The sequence below is a fragment of the Azospirillum cavernae genome, assembly GCF_003590795.1.
In the GTDB taxonomy this organism is placed as follows: Bacteria; Pseudomonadota; Alphaproteobacteria; order Azospirillales; family Azospirillaceae; genus Azospirillum; species Azospirillum cavernae.
Window position 1 is genome coordinate 1,096,610 of record NZ_QYUL01000001.1, and the last position, 21,040, is coordinate 1,117,649.

Consider the following 21,040-nt stretch of genomic DNA (forward strand, 5'->3'; position numbering starts at 1 on the left):
TGAGACCTCTTGACGTTCTGCGGGAACCAAACTAGAACATAAGCTAACGTTTTGCTTTTGTTCTATCAATGGTTTGGCGACCGCCGGGAGGCACCAATGCTCACGCGCAAGCAGCATGAATTGCTGCTGTTCATCCACGAGCGTCTCGGCCAGGGCGGGGTGTCGCCCTCTTTCGATGAAATGAAGGACGCGCTTGGGCTGAAATCGAAATCAGGCATCCACCGTCTGATCACCGGCCTGGAAGAACGCGGATTCATCCGCCGCCTGCCCCACCGCGCCCGCGCGCTGGAAGTTCTGCGGATGCCCGAAGGGGCGGAAGCCGCGCGGGCCAAACAGGCGGCGCGCGCCAAGTTCCAACCCAACGTCATCCGGGCCGATTTCGCCTTCAGCGGGCGCGAGGTCGCCTCGGCTCCGGCGGCGGAAACCGTTCAGTTGCCGCTCTATGGCCGGATCGCCGCCGGAACGCCGATCGAGGCGTTGCACGGCCATTCCGCCTTCGTCGACATTCCGGCGACCATGCTCAGCCCCGGCGATCATTACGCGCTGGAAGTCTCCGGCGATTCGATGGTCGAGGCGGGCATTCTCGACCATGACACCGTGGTCATCCAACGCTGCGACACGGCGGAAAACGGAACCATCGTCGTCGCGCTGGTCGATGACGGCGAGGTGACGTTGAAGCGCCTGCGCCGCAAGGGCAACACCATCGCCCTGGAACCCGCCAACGCCGCCTATGAAACCCGCATCTTCGGCGCGGATCGCGTGCGCGTTCAGGGCAAGCTGGTCGGTCTGGTCCGCAAATACTGAACGGTCAGTCGCGCGGCGCCCCAGACGGCAAAACTGGACGGGGAGGAACGCTTCCCGTCCAGGGACGATCCCCGCGCCGGTCGCGCACGCTGTCCACCCGAACGCCGCCCGCCTCCAGATAGAGCGCGTGGGCGCCCTCCCGCCGCAAGCGCCAACGGTCAATGACCAAGGGCGCCCGGCAGGCCCGCGCCGACACCGGACCAATCAGCGCGTCAACCGCCCCGCAATCCTCGTCCAGCGCGTCGGGCAGGCGGATGAAGGAGACGGTGCGACCATGGGCGCGGTAGAGGCAGCCCAGCGCGTCGCAGGCCAGCCGGTCATCCACCCCGCGCCCGCTGAGCGGCCAGGGCGCCGCCGCTTGCGGCTCGCCATCGCGCTGCAACCAGCTTTCGCCGGTGCGCCCCTCCGCCTTCGCCGACAGGCTAAGACGGCCCGACGCCGCGCGCACGCCCATCAGCTTGCCATCGCCCGACACCAGAATGTCGGGGCGTTGGACCAAGGCCGGAGTCGCCAAGCCGCCGATCACGGCGATCAACCCCACCCAGCGCCAGGGCCGCGTCCAGGCGCACAGCCAAATCCCCCCCAACACCACCGCCATGAAGCCGCCCGCCGACATCGCCGGAACGGTGATGGACGACCAGGGCAAGCCCGCGAAAAACACGGCGGTCGCGATCACCGCGCGGTCGCCCCAATTCATCGCGATCAACGCCGGGGCTTCCAGCCCAAAGGGCAACAGCGCGTAGGCGATCAGGCTCCACGGCATCACCCAGAAGGAGGTGATGGGGATGGCGATCATGTTGGACAGCACGCCGTAAAAAGCGATCTGCTGAAAATGGAACAGCGAAAAGGGCAAGGTCGCCAGCGTGGCGATGACGCTGGTCAGCACGATGCCGCCAACGTAGAGAACCGATCTGCCGAACCAGCCGAAGCCGCGCCGCCAGACCGCCAGCGGCTCGCTGATTCGCTCGAACGCCGCGATCAACGCGACGACCGCCGCGAAGGACATCTGAAAGCTGGGGCCGAGCATCCCTTCGGGATCCATCGCCGTGGTGGCGATTCCGGCGAAGGCGACCAGACGCATGCTCAACGGGTCGCGGTCCAGCATCACCGCGCCCATAATCATGCCGGTCATCAGAACCGAGCGCACCGTCGGCAGCGGCGCGCCGACCAACAGGGTGTAGGCCAGCGCCGACAGGATGCCGAACAGCGCGGCGATCTTCTTGATCGGCCAGCGCAGCGCGATCCAGGGCGACAGCGCCAGCAGGGCGCGCACCACGTAAAAGAGAATCCCCGCCGCGATGCCGACATGCAGGCCGGAAATCGACAGCAGATGGGCCAGACCGCTGAAGCGGAAAGCGTCCATCGTCGCGTCGGGAATGGCGAACTCCTCGCCGTTCAGCAGGGCGGCGGTGACGCTGGCCTCGACCGGATCGGCGATGGTCGCCGCCACCCGCTGCGCGATGTAGCCGCGCGCCTGCTCGAACCAGATCGATGTTTGCGACCAGCCGGTGACGGGCGGCGCGTCGAGAATCTCCGGCGAGCCGACCGAAAAGCCGGTGGCCCCCAGCCCCATGAAATAGGCGCGGCGCTGGAAGTCGAAGGCTCCCGGCTCGGCAGGCGGCGGCGGCGGCGACAGGGTGGCGCGCAGCCGGACCATCGCGCCGGGCGCAGGCGGCGCGTGTTTGTCCGAAATGCGGATGCGGACGGCCTTCGGCGTTTCCTCCGGCTTCAGCTTGCTGACCACCGGATCGCGCAGGGTCAGGCGCAAGGCGCCGGGCCGCCGCTCCACCGCCATCACCCGGCCCGTGACCACCGCCGATCCCAATTCCCGCGACAGGATCGGCGCGGCGACCCGCGCCGCTTCGCCCTGCGCCACCAGAAAACCGGCGGCGACGACCAACAGCCCAAGCCCGACCAGCAGCCCGGCCAACCAGCGGCGCAGCCCCAGCATCAGAAGCGCCGCCGCGCCGACCGCCGCCAGCCCAACCCACCAGGGCGGCTCAAATCGCAGACCGAAATACAGCGCCGCGCCGCCGCCAAAGCCGACCGGGATCCACAAGACCCAGCGTTCCCGCTCCGCCGCCAACTCGCCGACCAGCCACGCCCAGCCCCACAGGACGGGCGACAGCCAGCGCCACCAGCCCGACGACCCAAAGGCCGCCGCCGCCCCCTCCTCCCAATCCTCGTTGAACGCGCCGTCGCGTTCCGCCGGGCGCTCCGTCACCGCCGCCACAATCCTTTTGACGCCCATGCGCTCATGGCATTGCCCCGGAACCGGATGGCTGTGTTACACAACGCGGACGCGCCCCGCGCGCTTCCCGTTGCATTGTAGCAGCGCCGAACCCGGAATTGAGACACCGATGACCGTCGTCACCCGTTTCGCCCCCTCGCCCACCGGCTTTCTTCACATCGGCGGTGGCCGCACCGCTCTGTTCAACTGGCTGTACGCTCGTCGGATGGGTGGCACATTCCTGCTACGGATCGAGGACACCGACCGGCAACGCTCGACCGACGCGGCGGTGGACGCCATCCTCGACGGTCTGAAATGGCTTGGTCTGGATTGGGACGGCGAGGCGGTCAGCCAGTTCGGCCGCAAGGACCGGCACGCCGAGGTGGCGCACCAGATGCTGGCCGCCGGCAAGGCCTACCGCTGTTATTGCAGCCCGGAGGAATTGACGGCGATGCGCGACGCGCAGAAGGCCAGCGGGCAGCCGATGCGCTATGATGGCCGCTGGCGCGACCGCCCCGACTCCGACGCTCCCGAGGGCGTGGCCCCCGTCATCCGCCTGAAGGCCCCGCAGGAGGGCGAGACGGTTCTGAAGGATCTCGTCCAGGGCGAGGTGACGGTGCAGAACGCCCAGCTCGACGATTTGATCCTGCTGCGCGCCGACGGCACGCCGACCTATCTGCTGGCCGTCGTCGTGGACGATCATGACATGGGCGTGACCCATGTGGTGCGCGGCGACGATCATCTGACCAACACCTTCCGCCAGATCCAGATCTTCAACGCCATGGGCTGGGATCTGCCGCAGTTCGGCCACATCCCGCTGATCCACGGGGCCGACGGGGCCAAGCTGTCCAAGCGGCACGGCGCGCTGGGCGTCGACGCCTACCGCGATCTGGGATATCTGCCTGAAGCGGTGCGCAACTACCTGCTGCGTCTGGGCTGGTCGCACGGCGACGACGAGATCATTTCGACCGAGCAAGCCATCGAATGGTTCAATCTGGAGGGCATCGGCCGCTCCGCCTCGCGATTCGATTTCGCCAAGCTCGACAGCCTGAACGCCCATTACATGCGCCAAGCCGACGATTCCCGTCTGGTCGGGCTGATCGCCCCGCGTTTGGAAGCCGATCTGGGCCGCAGCCTGACCGACGCCGACCGCGACCTTCTGACGCGGGCGATGAACGGGCTGAAGCAGCGCGCCCGCACGGTGGTCGATTTGGCGCAAAGCGCGCGCTTCTATTTGGCCCCTCGACCTTTGGCCTATGACGACAAGGCCGCCGCGCTGCTGGACGACAAGGGCCGCGCCACGCTGGCGGAATTGGCCGTTCGCTTCGCCAACGAGGTGGATTTCACCGCTGCGGCCCTGGAAGCGCAGGTCCGCGCCTTCGCCGAAGAACGTGGGGAAAAGCTGGGCAAGCTGGCGCAGCCGCTGCGCGCCGCGCTGACCGGATCGACCGTGTCGCCGCCCATTTTCGAAGTCGCGGAATTGCTGGGCCGCGACGAGACCCTTGCTCGCATCCGCGACACAGCAGTTGCAGCATAAAGGTCATTTCCGTGCGTTGCCATCGGTGCGGCATGGAACTATGCTGCGCCGACGAAAAAAGGGCGCCAAGCCCGAAGCTCAACGATAAGGACGTGCCGAGATGACCCAGACTAAGGATGGTACGAATACGGTTACACTGACGGACAATCGCACTGGCAAGCAAGTGACCATGCCGATCCTCGACGGCAAGGTCGGGCCGAGCGTGATCGACATCCGCAAGCTCTACGCCGAAACCGGCTGTTTCACCTATGACCCGGGCTTCACCTCGACGGGAAGCTGCGAGTCGCAGATCACCTACATCGACGGCGACGAAGGCGTGCTGCTGCATCGCGGCTATTCCATCGACGAATTGGCCGCGCAATCGACCTTCCCGGAAGTCTGCTTCCTGCTGCTGAACGGCCATCTGCCGACCGCCGCCGAAAGCACCGAATTCGACAGCATCCTGCGCCGCCATTCGATGGTGCACGAGCAGTTGACGAAGTTCTACACCGGCTTCCGCCGCGACGCCCACCCGATGGCGATCATGTGCGGCGTCGTCGGCGCCCTGTCGGCCTTCTACCATGACTCGACCGACATCAACGATCCGGTGGAGCGCAAGATCGCCGCTCACCGCCTGATCGCCAAGATGCCGACGATCGCGGCGATGGCCTACAAATACTCGGTCGGCCAGCCCTTCATGTACCCGCGCAACGATTTGTCGTACGCGGAAAACTTCCTGTACATGACCTTCGGCACGCCGTGCGAGCCGTACAAGGTCAACCCGGTCCTGGCCAAGGCCATGGACAAGATCTTCATCCTGCACGCCGATCACGAGCAAAACGCTTCGACCTCGACCGTCCGTCTGGCCGGTTCGTCGGGCGCCAACCCGTTCGCCTGCATCGCCGCCGGCATCGCCTCGCTGTGGGGTCCGGCCCATGGCGGCGCGAACGAGGCCGTGCTGAAGATGCTGGAAGAGATCGGCTCCGTCGACCGCATTCCCGAATGCGTCCGCCGCGCCAAGGACAAGAACGACAACTTCCGTCTGATGGGCTTCGGCCACCGGGTCTACAAGAATTACGACCCGCGCGCCCAGGTGATGCGTCAGGCCTGCCACGAAGTGTTGGGCGAGCTGGGCATCAAGGACGAGCCGCTGCTCGACATCGCGATGGAGTTGGAGCGCATCGCGCTCACCGATGAGTATTTCATCGAGAAGAAGCTGTACCCGAACGTCGATTTCTACTCGGGCATCATCCTGAAGGCGATGGGCTTCCCGACCAGCATGTTCACCGTGCTGTTCGCGCTGGCCCGCACCGTCGGCTGGATCAGCCAGTGGAAGGAAATGATCGAGGATCCGGTCCAGAAGATCGGTCGTCCGCGTCAGCTCTACACCGGCGAAACCAAGCGGACCTTCGTTCCGCTGGCCGAGCGTGGCTAAGCCGACAACCAGCAAGGGAATGGGCGGCTCCAACGGGGCCGCCCAAGACCCCACGGACTACATCGTTCCGGCGCGGCGCGTGCGCCTGCACGCGCCCGCCAACGACAACAAGGCCCCGCTGGGCTGGCGCGTTCGCCGCCTGCTCGTCTATGTCGTCATCCTGGCCTTGATCGCCGGGATCATACTGGTCTGAGCGTCCTTCGCGCTCTCGCCCGTCACGCCCCCGTTACGCCCATCACGCTTGGGTGATCGGAATGTGCGGATCCTGCGCCGCGACCCGATCCAACCACGCCAGAACCGCCGGATAGCCGCTCAGATCAAACCCGCCCTCATCGGCCACATGGCTGTAGGCGTAGAGCGCGATGTCGGCGATGGAAAGGCGATCCCCCACGAAAAAGCGCCGCTCGCGAAGATGGCCGTCCATGACAGCGAGCGCGTCGTAACCAAGCGCGCGCTTGGCGACGATGCTCGGCTCCTGCGTTGTTGCCCCGTGATGCAGCGCCCAATGCCGCACAACGGCGATGTTCGGTTCGTGGCTGTACTGCTCGAAAAACATCCATTGCAGCGCCTGCGCGCGCTCCAGCCGATCCTCCGGCAGATAAGGCGTGCCTTCGGCCAGATACCACAGAATGGCGTTTGATTCGGGCAGGACGACGCCGTTCTCCAACTCCAGAGCGGGAACGCGGCCGTTTGGATTCTTGGCGAGGAAGTCCGGCGTCCGGGTCTCTTTCCGGTCGATGTCCAACTCCACACGCTCGCACGGAACGCCCAGCTTGTGCAGAATCAGGCGGCATTTGTAGGCGTTGCCGGAAATCAGGCTGTCATAGAGGCGAACCGGCGCCAACACAGGGGACGGCATCATCACAACTCCCACATCAAGCGATTGCAGGACGCAGGATGTCGGACCCTGTGCGGTCTTGAAAGTGGCGCGGACGCCAGTTAGCGTTCAGATCATGCCAAACGAAGCCTCCTCCGCCCCCTTGGTCGTCGCGCTGGCCTATGACGGTCTGTGCATCTTTGAATTCGGCGTCGCCGTCGAGGTGTTCGGCCTGCCGCGCCCGGAGTTGGGGCCGGGCTGGTATCGTTTCGCCGTCGCCGCCCTGGATCCCGGACCACTGCGCGCCACCGGCGGCGTGCGCCTGATGGTCGATGGCGGGTTGGAGCTTTTGGACGCCGCGCAGACCATCATCATTCCGGGCTGGCGCGGCGCTCGCACCCCGGTTCCCGCCGCGCTGACCGACGCGCTGAAACGCGCCGACGCGCGCGGCGCCCGCATCCTGTCGATCTGTTCGGGCGCCTTCGTGCTGGCCGCCGCCGGGCTGCTGAACGGGCGACGCGCCACCACCCATTGGCGCCACGCCGGGGCGCTGGCCGATCTTCACCCCAACATCCGCATCGTTCCCGACGTGCTGTATGTGGACGAGGGCAACATCCTGACCTCGGCGGGCAGCGCCGCCGGGATTGATCTGTGCCTGCATCTGGTCCGCCGCGATTTCGGCCATGAGGCCGCCAACAGCGTCGCCCGCCGTCTGGTCGTCCAACCCCACCGCGAGGGCGGGCAAGCGCAATTCATCGAAAGCCCGGTGCCGACGGCGCGCGAAGGGGCGCGGCTTGGCCCGCTGCTCGACCATCTGCGCGAACGGTTGGAGGAGGAGCACAGCCTCGCCGCCATGGCCGACCGGGCGGGGATGAGCCTGCGCACCTTCCTGCGCCGTTTTTCCGCGCTGACCGGCAAGACGCCCGGCGAATGGTTGCTGACCGAACGGCTGGCCCGCGCCCGCGCCCTGCTGGAAGACGGCGACCAGCCCATGGAGGATGTGGCGACGCGCGCCGGTTTCGGCTCCGCCGCCACCCTGCGCCACCATTTCCGCCAGCGGATCGGCCTCAGCCCAGCGACCTACCGGGCGCGCTTCCGGCGCTCTCCTTAACCGTCTCCTTAACCGGATTGTTCGGCAACATTTGCCCGGTAAAATTGTCCCATCGGCACAATCACGCCATTTGTTGGGCCAGGAACAGAAGGCGGGCTTTTTTGGTTTCTTGAAGGCTCTGATACATCGGATCCTGCCGCATCGCCTCATAATCCACCGTTGGCGTCAGCGTCGGCAAGGAGTCGTAGCGGGCTTGCGTGATCGCTGTTTTCGCCATCACCACGGAACCGCCAAGCGCGCGGGCGATGGTCTCGGCGCGCGTCTTCGCCAAGGCCGGACCGTTGCCGCCATATTGTGATTCGTTGGGAAGAATCCCGTCCAGCTTGGCGGCAAGACTGTTGGACATTTCCACCATGCCGCTGTTGCCCAACCGGGCGACCTCTTTGCCGTTGACCATCACCCGCGCGTAATCCTGAAAGGCCGGGCTGCTGGTCGTGTCCGGCATTTTCATGTGGCTGCTCCTCAACATTCCCTCGGTTGCCTTTACGAAGTCCTGAAATATCGCCTCCGGCGCTTCGGAGAGCTTGATCGCTTTGACCTTCGACATGTCAATCGGTCGTAAGTTGGCGACGGAGTAGCGCGTGGACAGAGTTTGATCGGACATCATGGCCCCCCAATGAACGCGGACGGCCCCCGCCGTCGCAGCGTTTCATTGCAAAGACCGCGCCATAAAATTACGTCCTGTGAGGAACAGCAGGCGTTCAACGCCGCGCGTCGCTGTGGAACGGCATGGCGCTCGGACGGCGGCGGTCCTCCTCCGCCTCCGCCAACAGCCAGGAACGAAAGGCCAAGGGCAAACGGCGCGCCTGCCCCGCCCCCGGCGCGGACAGCACATAGCGGTCGCCGCAGGGTGCCGCCGGGCCAAAGGGGCAAACCAGCCGCCCAGCGTTCAACGCGCTCAACACCAGGGATGGCCGCGCCAAGGCCACCCCCAACCCGGCTTCGGCGGCCTGCATCGCCATCACCGAATCGGAAAAGCTGACTCCGCCGGAGACGTCCAGAGCGTCCAGCCCCGCCGCCGCCTTCCACACGCTCCAATCCGGCCATTCATGGACGTGCAGCAGGGTGACGCCGTCCAACAGATCGCTTGGCTGACGCAAACGCTCGGCCATGTCGGGGGCGCACACGGGCAGGAGCGGTTCTTCCGACAGGGTGATTCCATCGGGGGTATGATCGCCGCCCCGGACGTAGCGGACCACCACCCAACCGGCTTCCGCCTCCGCCGGGCGGTCGTGGTTGCTTCCATCCAGATCGACGCGCAGCCCCGGCCAATCCGCCAGAAAGCGCGGCAGACGCGGGACCAGCCACAAGGCGGCCCAGGCGCGCGGCGCGGCGACGCGCAGGCGTTGCGGGCCGCCGCTGGCCACCCGGTCCCAAGCCTCGGTCATTCGGCCCAAGCCGCTGGTGCAGGCCCGCGCCAACTCCCGCCCGGCGTCGGTCAACAGCAGGCCGCGCGGCGTCCGATCGAACAGCCGCACCCCCAGCCGCTTTTCCAGATCGCCGACCTGTCGGCTGACCGCGCCATGGGTCAAGCCCAGATCATCGGCGGCGCGCGTCATGCCGCCATGGCGGGCGGCGGCTTCAAAGGCGGCAAGCGCGGTCAACGGCAGGCGGGGCATGGCGGGAGTCTTTCCGTTCACTGTGAGAAAAACTCACACCCCTGCCCTGCGAAGTCAATGGACCCGACGGGCCGCTGGCGGCAGCATTCCGGGCATGGACACACAATCCCCACCCCATTTTTCCATCACCACCGTGAACCGATTGGACGATCCGTCGCTGCGCGCTGGTCTGGAACATCTGTTGACGGACGCCGTCGCCAGCGGCGCATCGGTCGGCTTTCACGCCCCGCTCGATCCCGCCCGCAATGCAGCCTTTTGGGATGATGTCGCCTCGGCCATCGCCAGCGGCGGGCTGCGCCTGCTGGTCGCCCGCGACGGCGCGGGCCGGGTGATTGGCGCGGTGCAATTGGCCCTCAGCCCGAAACAAAACAGCCCGCACCGGGCCGACGTGCAAAAGCTGCTGGTCTTGACCGACCAGCGCGGGCGCGGCGTCGCCACCGCCCTGATGAACGCTCTCTATGATCTCGCCCGGTCGCTGGGCCGCAACCTGCTGGAATTGGACACCCGCGCCGGTGATTTCGGCGAACCCTTTTACAGCCGCGCCGGCTGGGAACGCGCCGGGGTGCTGCCCGGTCACACGCTGGAGGCCGACGGCAGCTTTCACGACGCCGTGATGTTCTGCCGTCGGCTGTGACCGCGTTTACTTCTTTTCGATCAACTCGATCTTGTAGCCGTCCGGATCCTCGATGAAGGCGATCACGGTGGTCCCGTGCTTCATCGGGCCGGGCGGGCGGGGGATCGACACGCCTTCCGCCGCCAGACCTTCGCAGGTCGCGTAAATGTCCGGCACGCCCAGCGCAATGTGGCCAAAGGCGTTGCCGAGGTTGTACGGCTCGGTCTGGTCCCAATTGTGGGTCAGCTCGATCACCGCCGTGTCGGATTCCTCGCCATAGCCGACGAAGGCCAGGGTGAAGCGCCCGCTTTCAAAATCGGTGCGGCGCAGCAGCTTCATGCCCAGAAGGCGGGTGTAGAAGTCGATGGACTTGTCCAGATCCAGGACGCGCAGCATCGTGTGCAGCAGACGAAACTTGCTCATGCTTTCACCTTTCCCGTTGTCGGGTGTTGGCTGACGATGTCGAGAACGACGCGGGCGGCCCGTTCGCTGGGCGGCACATCCCCCTGCCCCAACCAGCGCGCCACCTCGGCCACCCCGTCGATCTGCGCCTGACGCGCCTGCGGATCGTCCAGCAGCCGCCCAAGCTCGCGCGCCAGATGGTCCGGTCGGCAATCCTCTTGCAGCAGTTCCGGCACCAGCATGCGATCCAGCATCAGATTGACGAGGTTGACGTATTTCACCCGGATCAGACGCCGGTACAGCGCCACCGTGATCGGATTCAGGCGATAGGCGATGACCGAGGGCAGCCGGGCCAACGCCAATTCCAACGCCACGGTGCCCGAGGCGGCGAGCGCCGCCTCCGCCGCCGCGAAGGCGTCGTGTTTGGCCGCCTCGCCCTCCACCAAAATGGTGCGCAGCGGCCAATCGGCAAGCGCCGCCGCCACCCGGTCGCGCACGGTGGCGACAGTCGGCACCACCGCCACCAGCGTCTGGTGGCTGGGCAACAACCGTTCCAGGGTCGCGCGGAAATCCGGCAACAGGCGCGACACCTCGCCCTTGCGGCTACCCGGCAGAACCGCCACCAGCCGGTCGGTCGCGCTCAGGCCATGCTGCGCCCGAAAACGGGCGGCGTCGCCCTGCCCGGCCCCGCTTTCGACCACCGAATGGCCGACGAAGCTGCACGGCAGCCCTTCACGCTCAAAATAGGGCGGCTCGAAGGGCAGGATCGCCAGCAGGTGATCGTAAAGCGCCGCGTATTTGGCGGCGCGCTTGGGCTTCCACGCCCACACCGTCGGGGCGACGTAATGGATCAGCGGGATGCCCGGCTCCGCCGCCCGCACCTTCTTGGCGACCCGCAGGGTGAAGCCCGGCGAATCAACGCCGATCACGGCGTCGGGGCGCTGGCGGACGATCTCCGCCGCCGTCTGATTGATGCGGCGGATCAGGTTCGGCAGATGCGGCAGCAGCTCGAACACGCCGAACAGCGTCAGCTCCCCCATGGGGAACAGGCTGACCAGCCCCTCGGCGATCATTTTTTCGCCGCCGACGCCGATGAAGCGAACCTGACCGCCGGTCAAGCGCTTGGCCGCCGCCATCAACCGGGCGCCGAGCGCGTCGCCCGACGGCTCCCCGGCCATCAGGAACAGCGTCGGGCCGCTCACGCCCCGCCCTCGACGGGCAGCTCGATACCGATGACGAACAGGCCCAGCCGATCCGCCGCGTCGGCCACCGCCTCGCGGTCGATCAGCAGGCTGCCGCCCGCTTCCAGCGCCACGCCGCGCAGGCCCGCCGCCGCCGCCTTTTCAATCGTGGTGACGCCCATGGTCGGCAGGTCGATCCGGCGGTCCTGGTTGGGTTTTTTTACTTTGACCAGCACGCCGCCCGGTCCCGGTCGAGCCAGACCGGCGCAGCGCGCCAGCATGGCGTCGGTGCCCTCGATGGCCTCGACCGCCAGGACCAGCCCCTGCTGCACCACGGCCCCTTGCCCAACGTCCAGCGCGCCCAGCGCGCGGGCGACCTGCGCGGCGCGGGCGATGTCGCGTTCAGCCTCGGCGTCGGGAACAAGCGACCCCACCGGCCCGGCGACGGTCAGCAAATTCTTCAGCAACTCGTGCAGGCCGACAACGCGAAAGCCCTCCTCCTCCAACTCGCGCACCACGGCGCGCAACAGCCCATCGTCGCCCAGCGCCCGCGTGCCGACCCGCGCCAGAAAGCGCGTGGTCCACCAATCGGGAAGCAGTTCGGTGAAGGATGGCCGTTTGACCGGCCCGGCGAAGACCACCTCGTCAACGCCCTCGTCGTGCAGGCGACGGATGATCGTTCCGGCGGCGCCGAAGCGGCTCCACAGATGGGGCAGCCCGGCGACCGTCGCCGGATCGGTGTGGCCGTCAAAGGCGACGACGAACACGTCGCGCCCTTGACCGCGCACCGCCGCCGCGATGCGGGCCGGCAGCGTGCCGCCACCGGCGAGGATGGCGAGTTTGCGCGCGGTCATGCGACGGCGCCCGCCGTCGTCAGGATTCGCGCGGTTGGCAGAGCGAGCGCGCTTCCTTGGCGCGGATGAACGCCAACACATCGGCGATCAAGGCGCGCTCGCCGAAATCACGCTCCACCTCGTCCACCCGTTCGGCGAAGGTGCCTTCCGGGCCGAACAGCATGCGATAGGCGGCGCGCAGCGCGTGGATGTCGTCCTTCTTGAAGCCGCGACGCTCCAGACCGACGAGGTTCAAACCGGCCAGCCGGGCGCGGTCGCCCATCACCGTGCCAAAGGGGATGACGTCGTTCTCCACGCCTGACATGCCGCCGATCATCGCGTGGGCGCCGATGCGCACGAACTGCCGCACCGCCGACAGGCCGCCGATGATGACGTAATCGCCCAAGGTGACATGGCCGCCCAAGGTGGCGTTGTTCGCCATGATGACGTTGCTGCCGACGATGCAATCATGGGCGACGTGCGACCCCATCATGAACAGCCCGTCGTCGCCGACCTTGGTCAGCATACCGCCGCCCTCGGTGCCGGGATTCATCGTCACATGCTCGCGGATCTGGTTGCGGGCGCCGATGACGAGTTCCGACGGCTCGCCATGGAACTTCAGATCCTGCGGGCGATGGCCGATGGAGGCGAAGGGGTAGATCACCGTGTCGGCGCCGATGCGGGTGCGCCCGTCCACCGCGACATGGGACACCAGCCGCACGCCATCGCCCAATTCGACGTTGGGGCCGACCACGCAGAAGGGGCCGATCGAAACGCCCTCGCCCAGCGAGGCCGCAGGATCGATGATGGCGGACGGATGGATGGTGGTGGTCATTTCTCGTCCAGGATCATGGCGGAATAGACGGCTTCAGCGACGAGGACGCCGTTGACCTTGGCCTCGCCCTTGAACTTCCACACGTTGGCGCGCTTGCGCTGTTTGCTGACATGAATGTGGATGGTGTCGCCGGGCGTCACCGGACGGCGGAAGCGCGCCTCGTCCACGGTCATGAAATAGACCAGCTTGCCTTCAGCCTCTTTCCCCAAGGTGCCAACCACCAGCACGGCGGAGGTCTGCGCCATCGCCTCGATGATGAGCACGCCGGGCATGACCGGGCGCGAGGGAAAATGGCCCTGAAAGTAAGGCTCGTTGATCGAGACGTTCTTGACGCCGACCGCGCTTTCGCCCAGCACGATGTCGATGACCCGCTCGATCATCAAAATCGGATAACGATGCGGGATCATTTCCATGATCCGCATGACGTCAATGTCCGCCATCCGGTTGTCTTGCGTGTTGCTCTCTGCCGTTACGTCCATAGTCCGGCCGCCCGCCTTTCCAAACACCGCCAATAATTGCCAAAGAATCCGACCGCGAACAGGACGCGGCGTCGGACATCGTCGCCCGTCTTCTTGCCGTATTTTTGCGGCTGTCGCAATCGCCGCCATCCCTTATGGAAAAAGCCGCCACCATCCCAAACGGACGGTGACGGCTTTCACCCGACGTGAAAAACCGCTTACGGTTTCGGGATGTTCAGGGCGACCTGCGGCAGCTTCTTGTTCACCCGCTCCATGACGGCGTCGGTGACGTCGAGTTGGGTGTCCACCAGAACGAATTGCTGACGGGCCAGCACCAGATTGGCGCCGCGCTCGCGCGAAATGTCGGCGACCACCTCGACCATGGTCTTGTGAACCACGGCCATCGCCTCGTTCAGCGTGGTTTCCAGAACGCGCTTGCGCGTCTGCACCGTCTTCTGAACCTCGGCGACCTGCTTCTCAAAATCGCGGCGCTTGTTGGCCAAAGCCTCGGGAGCCAGAACGGTCTGCTGCTTGCGCAACTCGTCCTCGCCCTTGCGCAGCTTGTCTTCCAGCGTCGAGATTTCTTTCTGGTAGCTGTCGCGCAGGGTCTCAAACGCCTTGGAAACGCTCTTCGAGGCGTTGGATTCCTGCATGATCTTCTGAACGTCGATCACCGCGATGATCGGAGTCTTCAACTCCGACCCTTTCGCAGCCTCCGCCGCCTTGGCCGCGTCAGCCTTGGGGGCCGCGTCAGCCTTGGGAGCGGAATCCTGGGCGAAGACCGCCGGAGCGGCGACCGAAAGACCGGCGGTCACGGCGACCGACAGGGCGGCGGCGCGAAGCGCCGTCTGGAACGTGCTGGATTGCATGTTAGAACCTGGTTCCGAAGCTGAAGCGGATGAGTTCTTTTTTGTCGTAGCTTTCCTTGCGCAGCGGCAGCGCCACATCAAGCCGGATCGGCCCGAACGGCGACTTCCACGACACGCCGGTGCCAACCGACACGCGAATCGACTCGCTTTCCTGAACCACAGGATCGCTGATCCCCGACTTGCTCAGGGTGCCGACGTCGGTGAAGGCGTGGCCAAGCAGACCAAACTCTTCCGGCAAACCAAAGGGGAAGCTCATTTCAACCGACGCGCGGGCGTAGCGGGTGCCGCCCAGCGAGTCGCCCGTGATCTTGTCGCGCGCGCCGATGCCAGCGGTGTTGAAGCCGCGCAGCGTGTCGCCGCCGATGAAGAAGCGGTCGGCCAGCGCCACCTTCTGGCCAATGCCTTTGATGTAACCGATTTCGCCGGTGGTGCTGATCACCCAGTTCTCAGCCCCCAACGGCACGTAATAGCCGCCGCTCAAGCGGTTGCGCAGGAAGCGCACCGACCCGCCCAGACCAGCGACGTCGTTGGTCATGCGGATGAAATAGCCCTCGGTCGGGGTCAGCTTGCTGTTGCGCCGGTCATAGGTCAGTTCCTGACCAATCAACGACGTCAACCGCTCGCCCTTCTGCTCCTGCACCCATTTCGAGGCGGTGGACGGCACCTCTTCGACCAGGGTGTCCTGAAGCTGGTAATAGACGCGCTGGCGCAAATGCTCGCTCAAGGGGAAGCCCAGACGCAGCGCGAAGCCGGTGTTCTTCTCGTTGAAGGAGCTTTCGTTCTGATAGTTGCGGCGCACCCGGAAGATGTCGACGCCCGCCGACATGTCGCGGTCCATGAAATACGGCTCGGTGAACGAGATGTCGTATTCCTGGCGCTTGCCGGAAATCGTCGCGCCCAGCCGCAGATCCTGCCCCCGGCCCAACAGATTGCGCTCGCGGATCGAGAAGTCGCCGAGAGGGCCGTCGGAGGTCGAGAAACCGGCGCCGATCGAGATTTCGCCGGTGGATTGCTCCGCCACCTCGACGTTGATCGCCGAGCGATCCGGCACGCTGGTTTCGACCGTGGTGATGTTCACCCGCTCGAAATAGCCCAGATCCTTGATGCGCTGTTCGGAGCGCTTCAGCTTCGACGCGTTGAAGGGGTCGCCTTCCGACAGCAGCATCTCGCGACGGATGACCTTGTCGAGCGTGCGGACGTTGCCGTTGATGTCGATGCGGTCCACGAAGACGCGCGGTCCCTCGGCCACCTCATAGGTGATGTCGACCGTCTGGGTCTCGCGGTTGCGGGTGATGCGCGGGCGGATGTCGACAAAGGCGTATTGCAGGTCGCCGACCGCGTTGGTCAGCTTGGTGATGGTGTTCTCCACCTCCTGCGCGTTGTACCAGTCACCCTCTTTGGTCGAGAGGATTTCGGCCAACAACGCCGGATCGACCTGCTTCAACTGCGTCTTGACGTCAACCTTGCCAAATTTGTAGCGCTCGCCTTCCTCAACCGTGAAGGTGATGAAGAACGCCTCGCGATCCGGGGTCAGTTCGGCAACCGCCGACGCCACGCGGAAATCGGCGTAGCCTTCCTTCAGATAGAAGCGGCGCAGCAGGTCGCGATCATAGGCCAGACGGTCGGGGTCGTAATTGTCGTCCGAGGTCAGGAAACGCCACCAGGCGGTTTCCTTGGTCTGGATCGACTCGCGCAACGACCCGTCGGAGAATTTTTCGTTGCCGACGAAGGTGATGCCGCGCACGCCGGTGCGCGCGCCCTCGTTGACCTCGAACACCAGATCGACGCGGTTCTGGTCGAGCTGAATGATCTTCGGCTCCACCGTCGCGGCGAATCGGCCCTGGCGGCGGTAGATGTCCTGGATGCGCTGCACATCATTCTGCACGCGGGTGCGCGTGTAGACGACGCGCGGACGAAGCTGGATTTCCTTTTCCAGATTCTCCTTTTCGATCCGCTTGTTGCCCTCGAACGCGATGCGATTGATGATCGGATTCTCGGACACCGACACGACCAGCACGTCGCCCTGGCGCTTCAGATTCACATCGGCGAACAGGCCGGTGTTGAACAGCGCCTTCAAGGATCGGTCGATGCGGTCGGGGTCGAACGGGTCGCCCGGCTGGATCGTCAGATAGGAGCGGACCGTAGAGGCCTCGATTCGCTGGATTCCCTCGACACGGATGTCCCGCACCGTGCCGCCGGAGAACACCTGCGCGACCAGCGTGCCGGGCGCCGTAAGCGGCGCGCCGCTCTGGGCAAGGGCAACAGACACCGTCGTCATGGCGCAGCCGGCCATCAGGCCCGCCACCAGAACTTTGCTCGACACCGGCAAATCACGCTCCCTGGCATAAGGGCTGGTTAAGACACCAGTCCCCGAAAGAAATCGACCACGCGCAGTTGGACCAGATCGTTCCACGTGGCGAAGACCATGAGCGTTAATACCAAAGCCAACCCAATGCGGAAACCGTATTCTTGCGCCCGCGCGCCAAGAGGTCGGCCAAGAGCGCCTTCAATCGCATAAAAAAGCAGATGGCCGCCGTCGAGCATCGGCACCGGGAACAGATTGATGAGGCCGAGATTGACCGACAGGAAGGCCATGAACCACACCAGCGGGTACCAGCCCGATTGCGCCACCTCGCCCGACATCTGGGCGATGCGCAGCGGCCCGCCCAGCTCTTCGGTGCCGCGCGAGCCTTCAATCATCTGCCCCAGCGCGGTGAAGGTGCCGGAAATCATTCCGTAAATCTCACGGGCGGCCTGCCAGACGGCGGTCGCCGGATCGTGGCGTTTCATGTCCGCGCCGCCGCGCGTGATGCCCAGTTGACCGACGCGGTGGCTGTTGCCCATCCGATCCACGATGTCCCGCGCGTCCGGCGTGGCGTCCAGCGCGATCATTTTTCCATCGCGTTCGACGTCCATCCGCAAGGATTCGCCCGGCTTGATCGAGACAATCGAGCGGATTTCCTCGAATCGCTGGATCTCCGTGCCGTCGATGGCGCGAATCAGGTCGCCCGGCTTCAGCCCGGCGCGTTCCGCCGCGCTGCCCGGCTGCACGCCGCCGACGTCGGCGGGCGTGAAGGATTGCCCGGCGGTGGCGAACAGAACCGACAAGACGGTGATGGAAAAGATGAAATTGGCGATGGGTCCGGCGGCGACCACCGCCGCGCGCTGGCCCAACGGCTTGTGATGGAAGGAAACCGCGCGCTCCTCCTCCGTCATGGCGGTCAGATGCGCGCCCGGCGTGCTGGCCGGGTCGGCGTCGCCGAACATCTTGACGTAGCCGCCCAAGGGCAAGGCGCTGATTTTCCAGCGCGTTCCCACCCGGTCGGTGTAACCGAACAGCTCCGGGCCGAAGCCGATGGAAAACACCTCGATCCGCACGCCGTTGCGTCGGGCGACGAGATAGTGACCCAGCTCATGCACGAACACGAGCACGGTGAGAACCAGCAAAAACGCCAGCACCGAGGTCCAGAAACCGCCGAGAACGTCCATGCTACCCTTTGCGCCCCCTGGGGGCTTGATCGCGGATCACCGGCTGCCAACCGCCGTCGCACCGCAGGCCGGAACGCGGGCGGCGGCGTCGCGGCGCGCCTCTGCGTCGGCCTCGCGCACTGCGTCAAGATCACGCAGCGGGCGGTGGGGCAACGCCGTCAATGTGCCCTCGACGATCCGTTCGATGTCGAGGAAGCCGATCTTGCGGTCAAGAAACGCCTGAACGGCCACTTCATTGGCGGCACTGAGAATAGTAGGCGCCCCTCCCCCGCTTTGCAAGGCGGCGCGGGTCAGACGCAAAGCGGGAAAACGGTCGGGATCGGGCGGCTCGAAGGTCAAGGTCGCCGTCTTGGTCAGATCGAGTCGCTCCGCCGGAGTCGCGAGTCGCGCGGGCCAGCCCAGCGCGTAGGCGATGGGCGTGCGCATGTCGGGCGTGCCCAACTGCGCCAAAACCGAACCATCGACATACTCGACCAGCGAATGGATGACCGATTGGGGATGGACCAGAACGTCGATCCGCTCCTCCGGCACGTCGAACAGGAAATGCGCCTCGATCAGCTCCAGGCCCTTGTTCATCAGGGTGGCGCTGTCCACCGAGATTTTCGCGCCCATGTCCCAGGTCGGGTGCGCCACCGCCTGCTCCCGCGTCGCCGTCGCCATGAAGGCGCGGTCCTTGCTGCGGAACGGCCCGCCCGACGCGGTGAGAATCAGTTTGGCGACGCTTTCGGGGCGCGCGAAATCAAAGACCTGATAGATCGCCGAATGCTCGCTGTCGACCGGCAGCAGCGTCGCGCCGTGGGCGCGCACCTCCTCCATCATGAAGGCCCCGGCGCAGACCAGAACCTCCTTGTTGGCGAAGGCGACGATGGCCCCCCGGCGGATGGCGGCGAGCGTCGGCTCCAGACCGGCGAAGCCGACGATGGCGGCCATCACCCAATCGGCGGGGCGCGCCGCCGCCTCGACCACCGCCTGCGGCCCGGCGGCGGTTTCAATGCCGGTTCCGGCCAGACGTTCCTTCAATTCGGCGTGACCAGAGGGATCGGCGACCACCGCCAGACGGGCGTGCAAACGCTTGGCTTGGTCGGCCAACAGGGCGACGTTGCGGTTTGCGGTCAACGCCTCCACCGGAAAGCGCTCCGGGTCGCGGGCGACCAGATCGACGGTCTGGGCGCCGACCGAGCCGGTGGACCCCAAAATCGTCACACGCCGCCGTCCGACGCCGGACGCGGGCGCGCTGTTCGTCGTCACCACCATGAGAGAGCCGTTCCGAGGGTCGCGTGGAACACAGCCAACACCGGGGCGGCGACCAGAAGCCCGTCGATGCGGTCGAGAATGCCGCCATGCCCAGGAATGAGCTGGCCGCTGTCCTTGACGTTGTAGCGGCGCTTGACCGCCGACTCGAAGAGATCGCCGATCTGCCCGACCACCGCCGACAGGGCGCCGACCAGCAGCGCCAGCCCCGGCATCGCCGCGCCAGCGACCAGCGCGACCAGCCAACCGACCAGCGCCGCCGAAACCATGCCGCCGATCAAACCGGCCCAGGTCTTTTTCGGGCTGACGCGCGGGGCCAGCTTCGGCCCGCCAATCGTCCGGCCCGCCGCATAGGCCCCGATGTCGGTCGCCCACACAGCCAGCATGGCGAACAGGAACAGGGCGAGGCCATCGCCCGGCAGATCGCGCAGCCACATCAAACCGGCGATCCCCGCCGCGACATAGACGACGCCAAAGCCAAGCAATTTGCGGTCGGTGCCGCCGCCGCCAAGCGCGGTCAGCCCGGCGAACAGGACGGCCACCCCAAGCCCGGCCAGCGGCCCGACGAGAAGCTGCGCCGACAGCGCGCCCAGCACGCCGCACAGGGAAATGACCCGCGCGGGCAGACGCCGCGCGCTGGGCACCAGATTGATCCATTCGGAAATGGCGATCACCGCGCCCAGCACGATGAGGGCGCGGAACACCCAGCCGCCAAGCCAGACCGCGCCGAGAACCACCGGCGCCAAGACCAGGGCGGAGAGAACCCGCGCCTTCAGGTCACTGGGTTTAGCCGGTGCTGGGGGTTTAGCGGGTGCTGGCGGTGGTGGCGCCGAAGCGGCGTTCCCGTCGGTGGAACTCGTCAATCGCCGCCTCCAGATCGCGCTTGGTGAAATCAGGCCACAGCGTGTCGACGAAGACCAGCTCGGCATAGGCCGCCTGCCACAGCAGGAAATTGCTGATCCGCTTTTCGCCGCTGGTGCGGATGATGAGATCGGGATCGGGAAGGTCGGCGGTGAACAGCCGACCGGACAGGGCCTGTTCGTCAATGGCGTCGGCGCTCAAGCGGCCCGCCGCGACATCCTCCGCCAGCCGTTTGGCCGCCGCGACGATCTCCTGGCGCGAGCCGTAGCTGAGCGCGACCACCAGAGTCATCGTCCGGTTGGCGCCGGTCAGCGTCTCAGCGTCGTCGATCAGCCGGTTGATGTCGTCCGACAGCCGGGCGCGTTCGCCGATCACCCGCAGGCGGATGCCCGCCTTGTGCAGTTCGGCGACCTCGCTGCGCAGATAGAAGCGCAGCAATCCCATCAGATCCGACACCTCCTCTTCCGGGCGGCGCCAGTTTTCCGAGGAAAAGCTGAAAATGGTCAGGGTGCCGACGCCCAACTCGCGCGCCGCTTCCACGGTGCGGCGGACGGCGTCCACGCCCTTCTTGTGACCGGCGGTGCGCGGCAAGCCGCGCGCCTTCGCCCACCGCCCATTGCCATCCATAATGATGGCGACGTGGGCGGGAGCCTGGGCGGACGCCCCCAAGGGCGGCGTCCGGCTGGTCTGGTTGTCGTCTGCGTCGCGCATTCCGA

21 protein-coding genes are annotated in these 21,040 nt (G+C 66.1%); 6 read left to right on the forward strand and 15 right to left on the reverse strand.

Features of this window, described 5'->3' with window-relative positions; translation table 11 throughout:
* Positions 1-96 precede the first annotated feature (96 nt).
* A complete protein-coding gene (gene lexA / locus D3877_RS05210) occupies positions 97-804 on the forward strand; it encodes a transcriptional repressor LexA (RefSeq protein ID WP_119830798.1) in 708 nt (235 codons plus the stop codon).
* 4 nt (positions 805-808) lie between these two features.
* Here lexA and D3877_RS05215 read toward each other — a convergent pair whose 3' ends face one another.
* Positions 809-3,028: a ComEC/Rec2 family competence protein gene (locus tag D3877_RS05215; protein WP_238474737.1), complete on the reverse strand. Its 2,220-nt coding sequence runs from the start codon at positions 3,026-3,028 to the stop codon at positions 809-811.
* A 136-nt stretch (positions 3,029-3,164) separates the two neighbouring features.
* On the opposite strand from D3877_RS05215, the gene gltX reads away from it, so the two are divergent.
* The 3 genes from gltX to D3877_RS29295 all read left to right on the forward strand — a co-directional run bounded on the left by gltX (position 3,165) and on the right by D3877_RS29295 (position 6,178).
* Positions 3,165-4,571 (forward strand): glutamate--tRNA ligase, encoded by a 1,407-nt coding sequence (gene gltX, locus D3877_RS05220; protein WP_119829656.1) that lies wholly within the window; start codon positions 3,165-3,167, stop codon positions 4,569-4,571.
* A gap of 100 nt (positions 4,572-4,671) precedes the next feature.
* Positions 4,672-5,985, forward strand: coding sequence for a citrate synthase (gene gltA / locus D3877_RS05225; RefSeq protein ID WP_119829657.1), 1,314 nt, complete (start codon positions 4,672-4,674; stop codon positions 5,983-5,985).
* Positions 5,978-6,178, forward strand: a complete 201-nt coding sequence (locus tag D3877_RS29295) for a hypothetical protein (protein ID WP_147395085.1) — start codon at positions 5,978-5,980, stop codon at positions 6,176-6,178. Before gltA ends, D3877_RS29295 begins: the two co-directional genes overlap by 8 nt.
* A gap of 42 nt (positions 6,179-6,220) precedes the next feature.
* Here D3877_RS29295 and D3877_RS05230 read toward each other — a convergent pair whose 3' ends face one another.
* Positions 6,221-6,847: a glutathione S-transferase family protein gene (locus tag D3877_RS05230; RefSeq protein WP_238474738.1), complete on the reverse strand. Its 627-nt coding sequence runs from the start codon at positions 6,845-6,847 to the stop codon at positions 6,221-6,223.
* A 91-nt stretch (positions 6,848-6,938) separates the two neighbouring features.
* Here D3877_RS05230 and ftrA point away from each other — a divergent pair, with 91 nt between their 5' ends.
* Complete coding sequence (gene ftrA / locus D3877_RS05235) at positions 6,939-7,913, forward strand: transcriptional regulator FtrA (RefSeq protein WP_119829658.1); 975 nt, start codon at positions 6,939-6,941, stop codon at positions 7,911-7,913.
* 61 nt (positions 7,914-7,974) lie between these two features.
* Here the strand turns inward: ftrA and D3877_RS05240 are convergent, their stop codons facing one another.
* Positions 7,975-8,364 (reverse strand): alpha/beta fold hydrolase, encoded by a 390-nt coding sequence (locus tag D3877_RS05240; RefSeq protein ID WP_119829659.1) that lies wholly within the window; start codon positions 8,362-8,364, stop codon positions 7,975-7,977.
* A gap of 250 nt (positions 8,365-8,614) precedes the next feature.
* Complete coding sequence (locus D3877_RS05245; protein WP_119829660.1) at positions 8,615-9,532, reverse strand: LysR family transcriptional regulator; 918 nt, start codon at positions 9,530-9,532, stop codon at positions 8,615-8,617.
* A 94-nt stretch (positions 9,533-9,626) separates the two neighbouring features.
* Between D3877_RS05245 and D3877_RS05250 the strand changes: the two genes are divergently transcribed.
* Positions 9,627-10,166 (forward strand): GNAT family N-acetyltransferase, encoded by a 540-nt coding sequence (locus D3877_RS05250; RefSeq protein ID WP_158599784.1) that lies wholly within the window; start codon positions 9,627-9,629, stop codon positions 10,164-10,166.
* A gap of 6 nt (positions 10,167-10,172) precedes the next feature.
* Here the strand turns inward: D3877_RS05250 and gloA are convergent, their stop codons facing one another.
* The 11 genes from gloA to D3877_RS05305 form a co-directional block, all read right to left on the reverse strand.
* Positions 10,173-10,568, reverse strand: a complete 396-nt coding sequence (gene gloA, locus D3877_RS05255) for a lactoylglutathione lyase (RefSeq protein WP_119829662.1) — start codon at positions 10,566-10,568, stop codon at positions 10,173-10,175.
* Positions 10,565-11,749 (reverse strand): lipid-A-disaccharide synthase, encoded by a 1,185-nt coding sequence (lpxB, locus tag D3877_RS05260; RefSeq protein ID WP_274379605.1) that lies wholly within the window; start codon positions 11,747-11,749, stop codon positions 10,565-10,567. The genes gloA and lpxB overlap by 4 nt, the downstream gene beginning before the upstream one ends.
* Positions 11,746-12,582: an LpxI family protein gene (locus D3877_RS05265; RefSeq protein WP_119829663.1), complete on the reverse strand. Its 837-nt coding sequence runs from the start codon at positions 12,580-12,582 to the stop codon at positions 11,746-11,748. The genes lpxB and D3877_RS05265 overlap by 4 nt, the downstream gene beginning before the upstream one ends.
* A 19-nt stretch (positions 12,583-12,601) precedes the next feature.
* The gene (gene lpxA, locus D3877_RS05270; RefSeq protein WP_119829664.1) at positions 12,602-13,396 is read right to left on the reverse strand and encodes an acyl-ACP--UDP-N-acetylglucosamine O-acyltransferase; all 795 of its coding nucleotides are present in this window, start codon (positions 13,394-13,396) and stop codon (positions 12,602-12,604) included.
* Entirely contained in the window at positions 13,393-13,875 is a 483-nt protein-coding gene (gene fabZ / locus D3877_RS05275; protein ID WP_119829665.1) for a 3-hydroxyacyl-ACP dehydratase FabZ, read from the reverse strand. Before fabZ ends, lpxA begins: the two co-directional genes overlap by 4 nt.
* A 197-nt stretch (positions 13,876-14,072) precedes the next feature.
* Positions 14,073-14,723 carry an OmpH/Skp family outer membrane protein gene (locus tag D3877_RS05280; RefSeq protein ID WP_119829666.1) on the reverse strand — a complete coding sequence of 217 codons (651 nt, stop codon included), beginning with the start codon at positions 14,721-14,723 and terminating at the stop codon, positions 14,073-14,075.
* A gap of 1 nt (position 14,724) precedes the next feature.
* Positions 14,725-17,016, reverse strand: coding sequence for an outer membrane protein assembly factor BamA (gene bamA / locus D3877_RS05285; RefSeq protein WP_420796890.1), 2,292 nt, complete (start codon positions 17,014-17,016; stop codon positions 14,725-14,727).
* A gap of 62 nt (positions 17,017-17,078) precedes the next feature.
* Positions 17,079-18,212 carry an RIP metalloprotease RseP gene (gene rseP / locus D3877_RS05290; protein WP_119829668.1) on the reverse strand — a complete coding sequence of 378 codons (1,134 nt, stop codon included), beginning with the start codon at positions 18,210-18,212 and terminating at the stop codon, positions 17,079-17,081.
* 36 nt (positions 18,213-18,248) lie between these two features.
* Positions 18,249-19,466, reverse strand: a complete 1,218-nt coding sequence (locus D3877_RS05295) for a 1-deoxy-D-xylulose-5-phosphate reductoisomerase (RefSeq protein WP_119829669.1) — start codon at positions 19,464-19,466, stop codon at positions 18,249-18,251.
* Complete coding sequence (locus D3877_RS05300) at positions 19,457-20,326, reverse strand: phosphatidate cytidylyltransferase (RefSeq protein ID WP_119829670.1); 870 nt, start codon at positions 20,324-20,326, stop codon at positions 19,457-19,459. Before D3877_RS05300 ends, D3877_RS05295 begins: the two co-directional genes overlap by 10 nt.
* On the reverse strand, positions 20,268-21,035 hold the full coding sequence (locus tag D3877_RS05305) for an isoprenyl transferase (protein WP_119829671.1): 768 nt from the start codon (positions 21,033-21,035) through the stop codon (positions 20,268-20,270). Before D3877_RS05305 ends, D3877_RS05300 begins: the two co-directional genes overlap by 59 nt.
* Between the last annotated feature and the right edge of the window lie 5 nt (positions 21,036-21,040).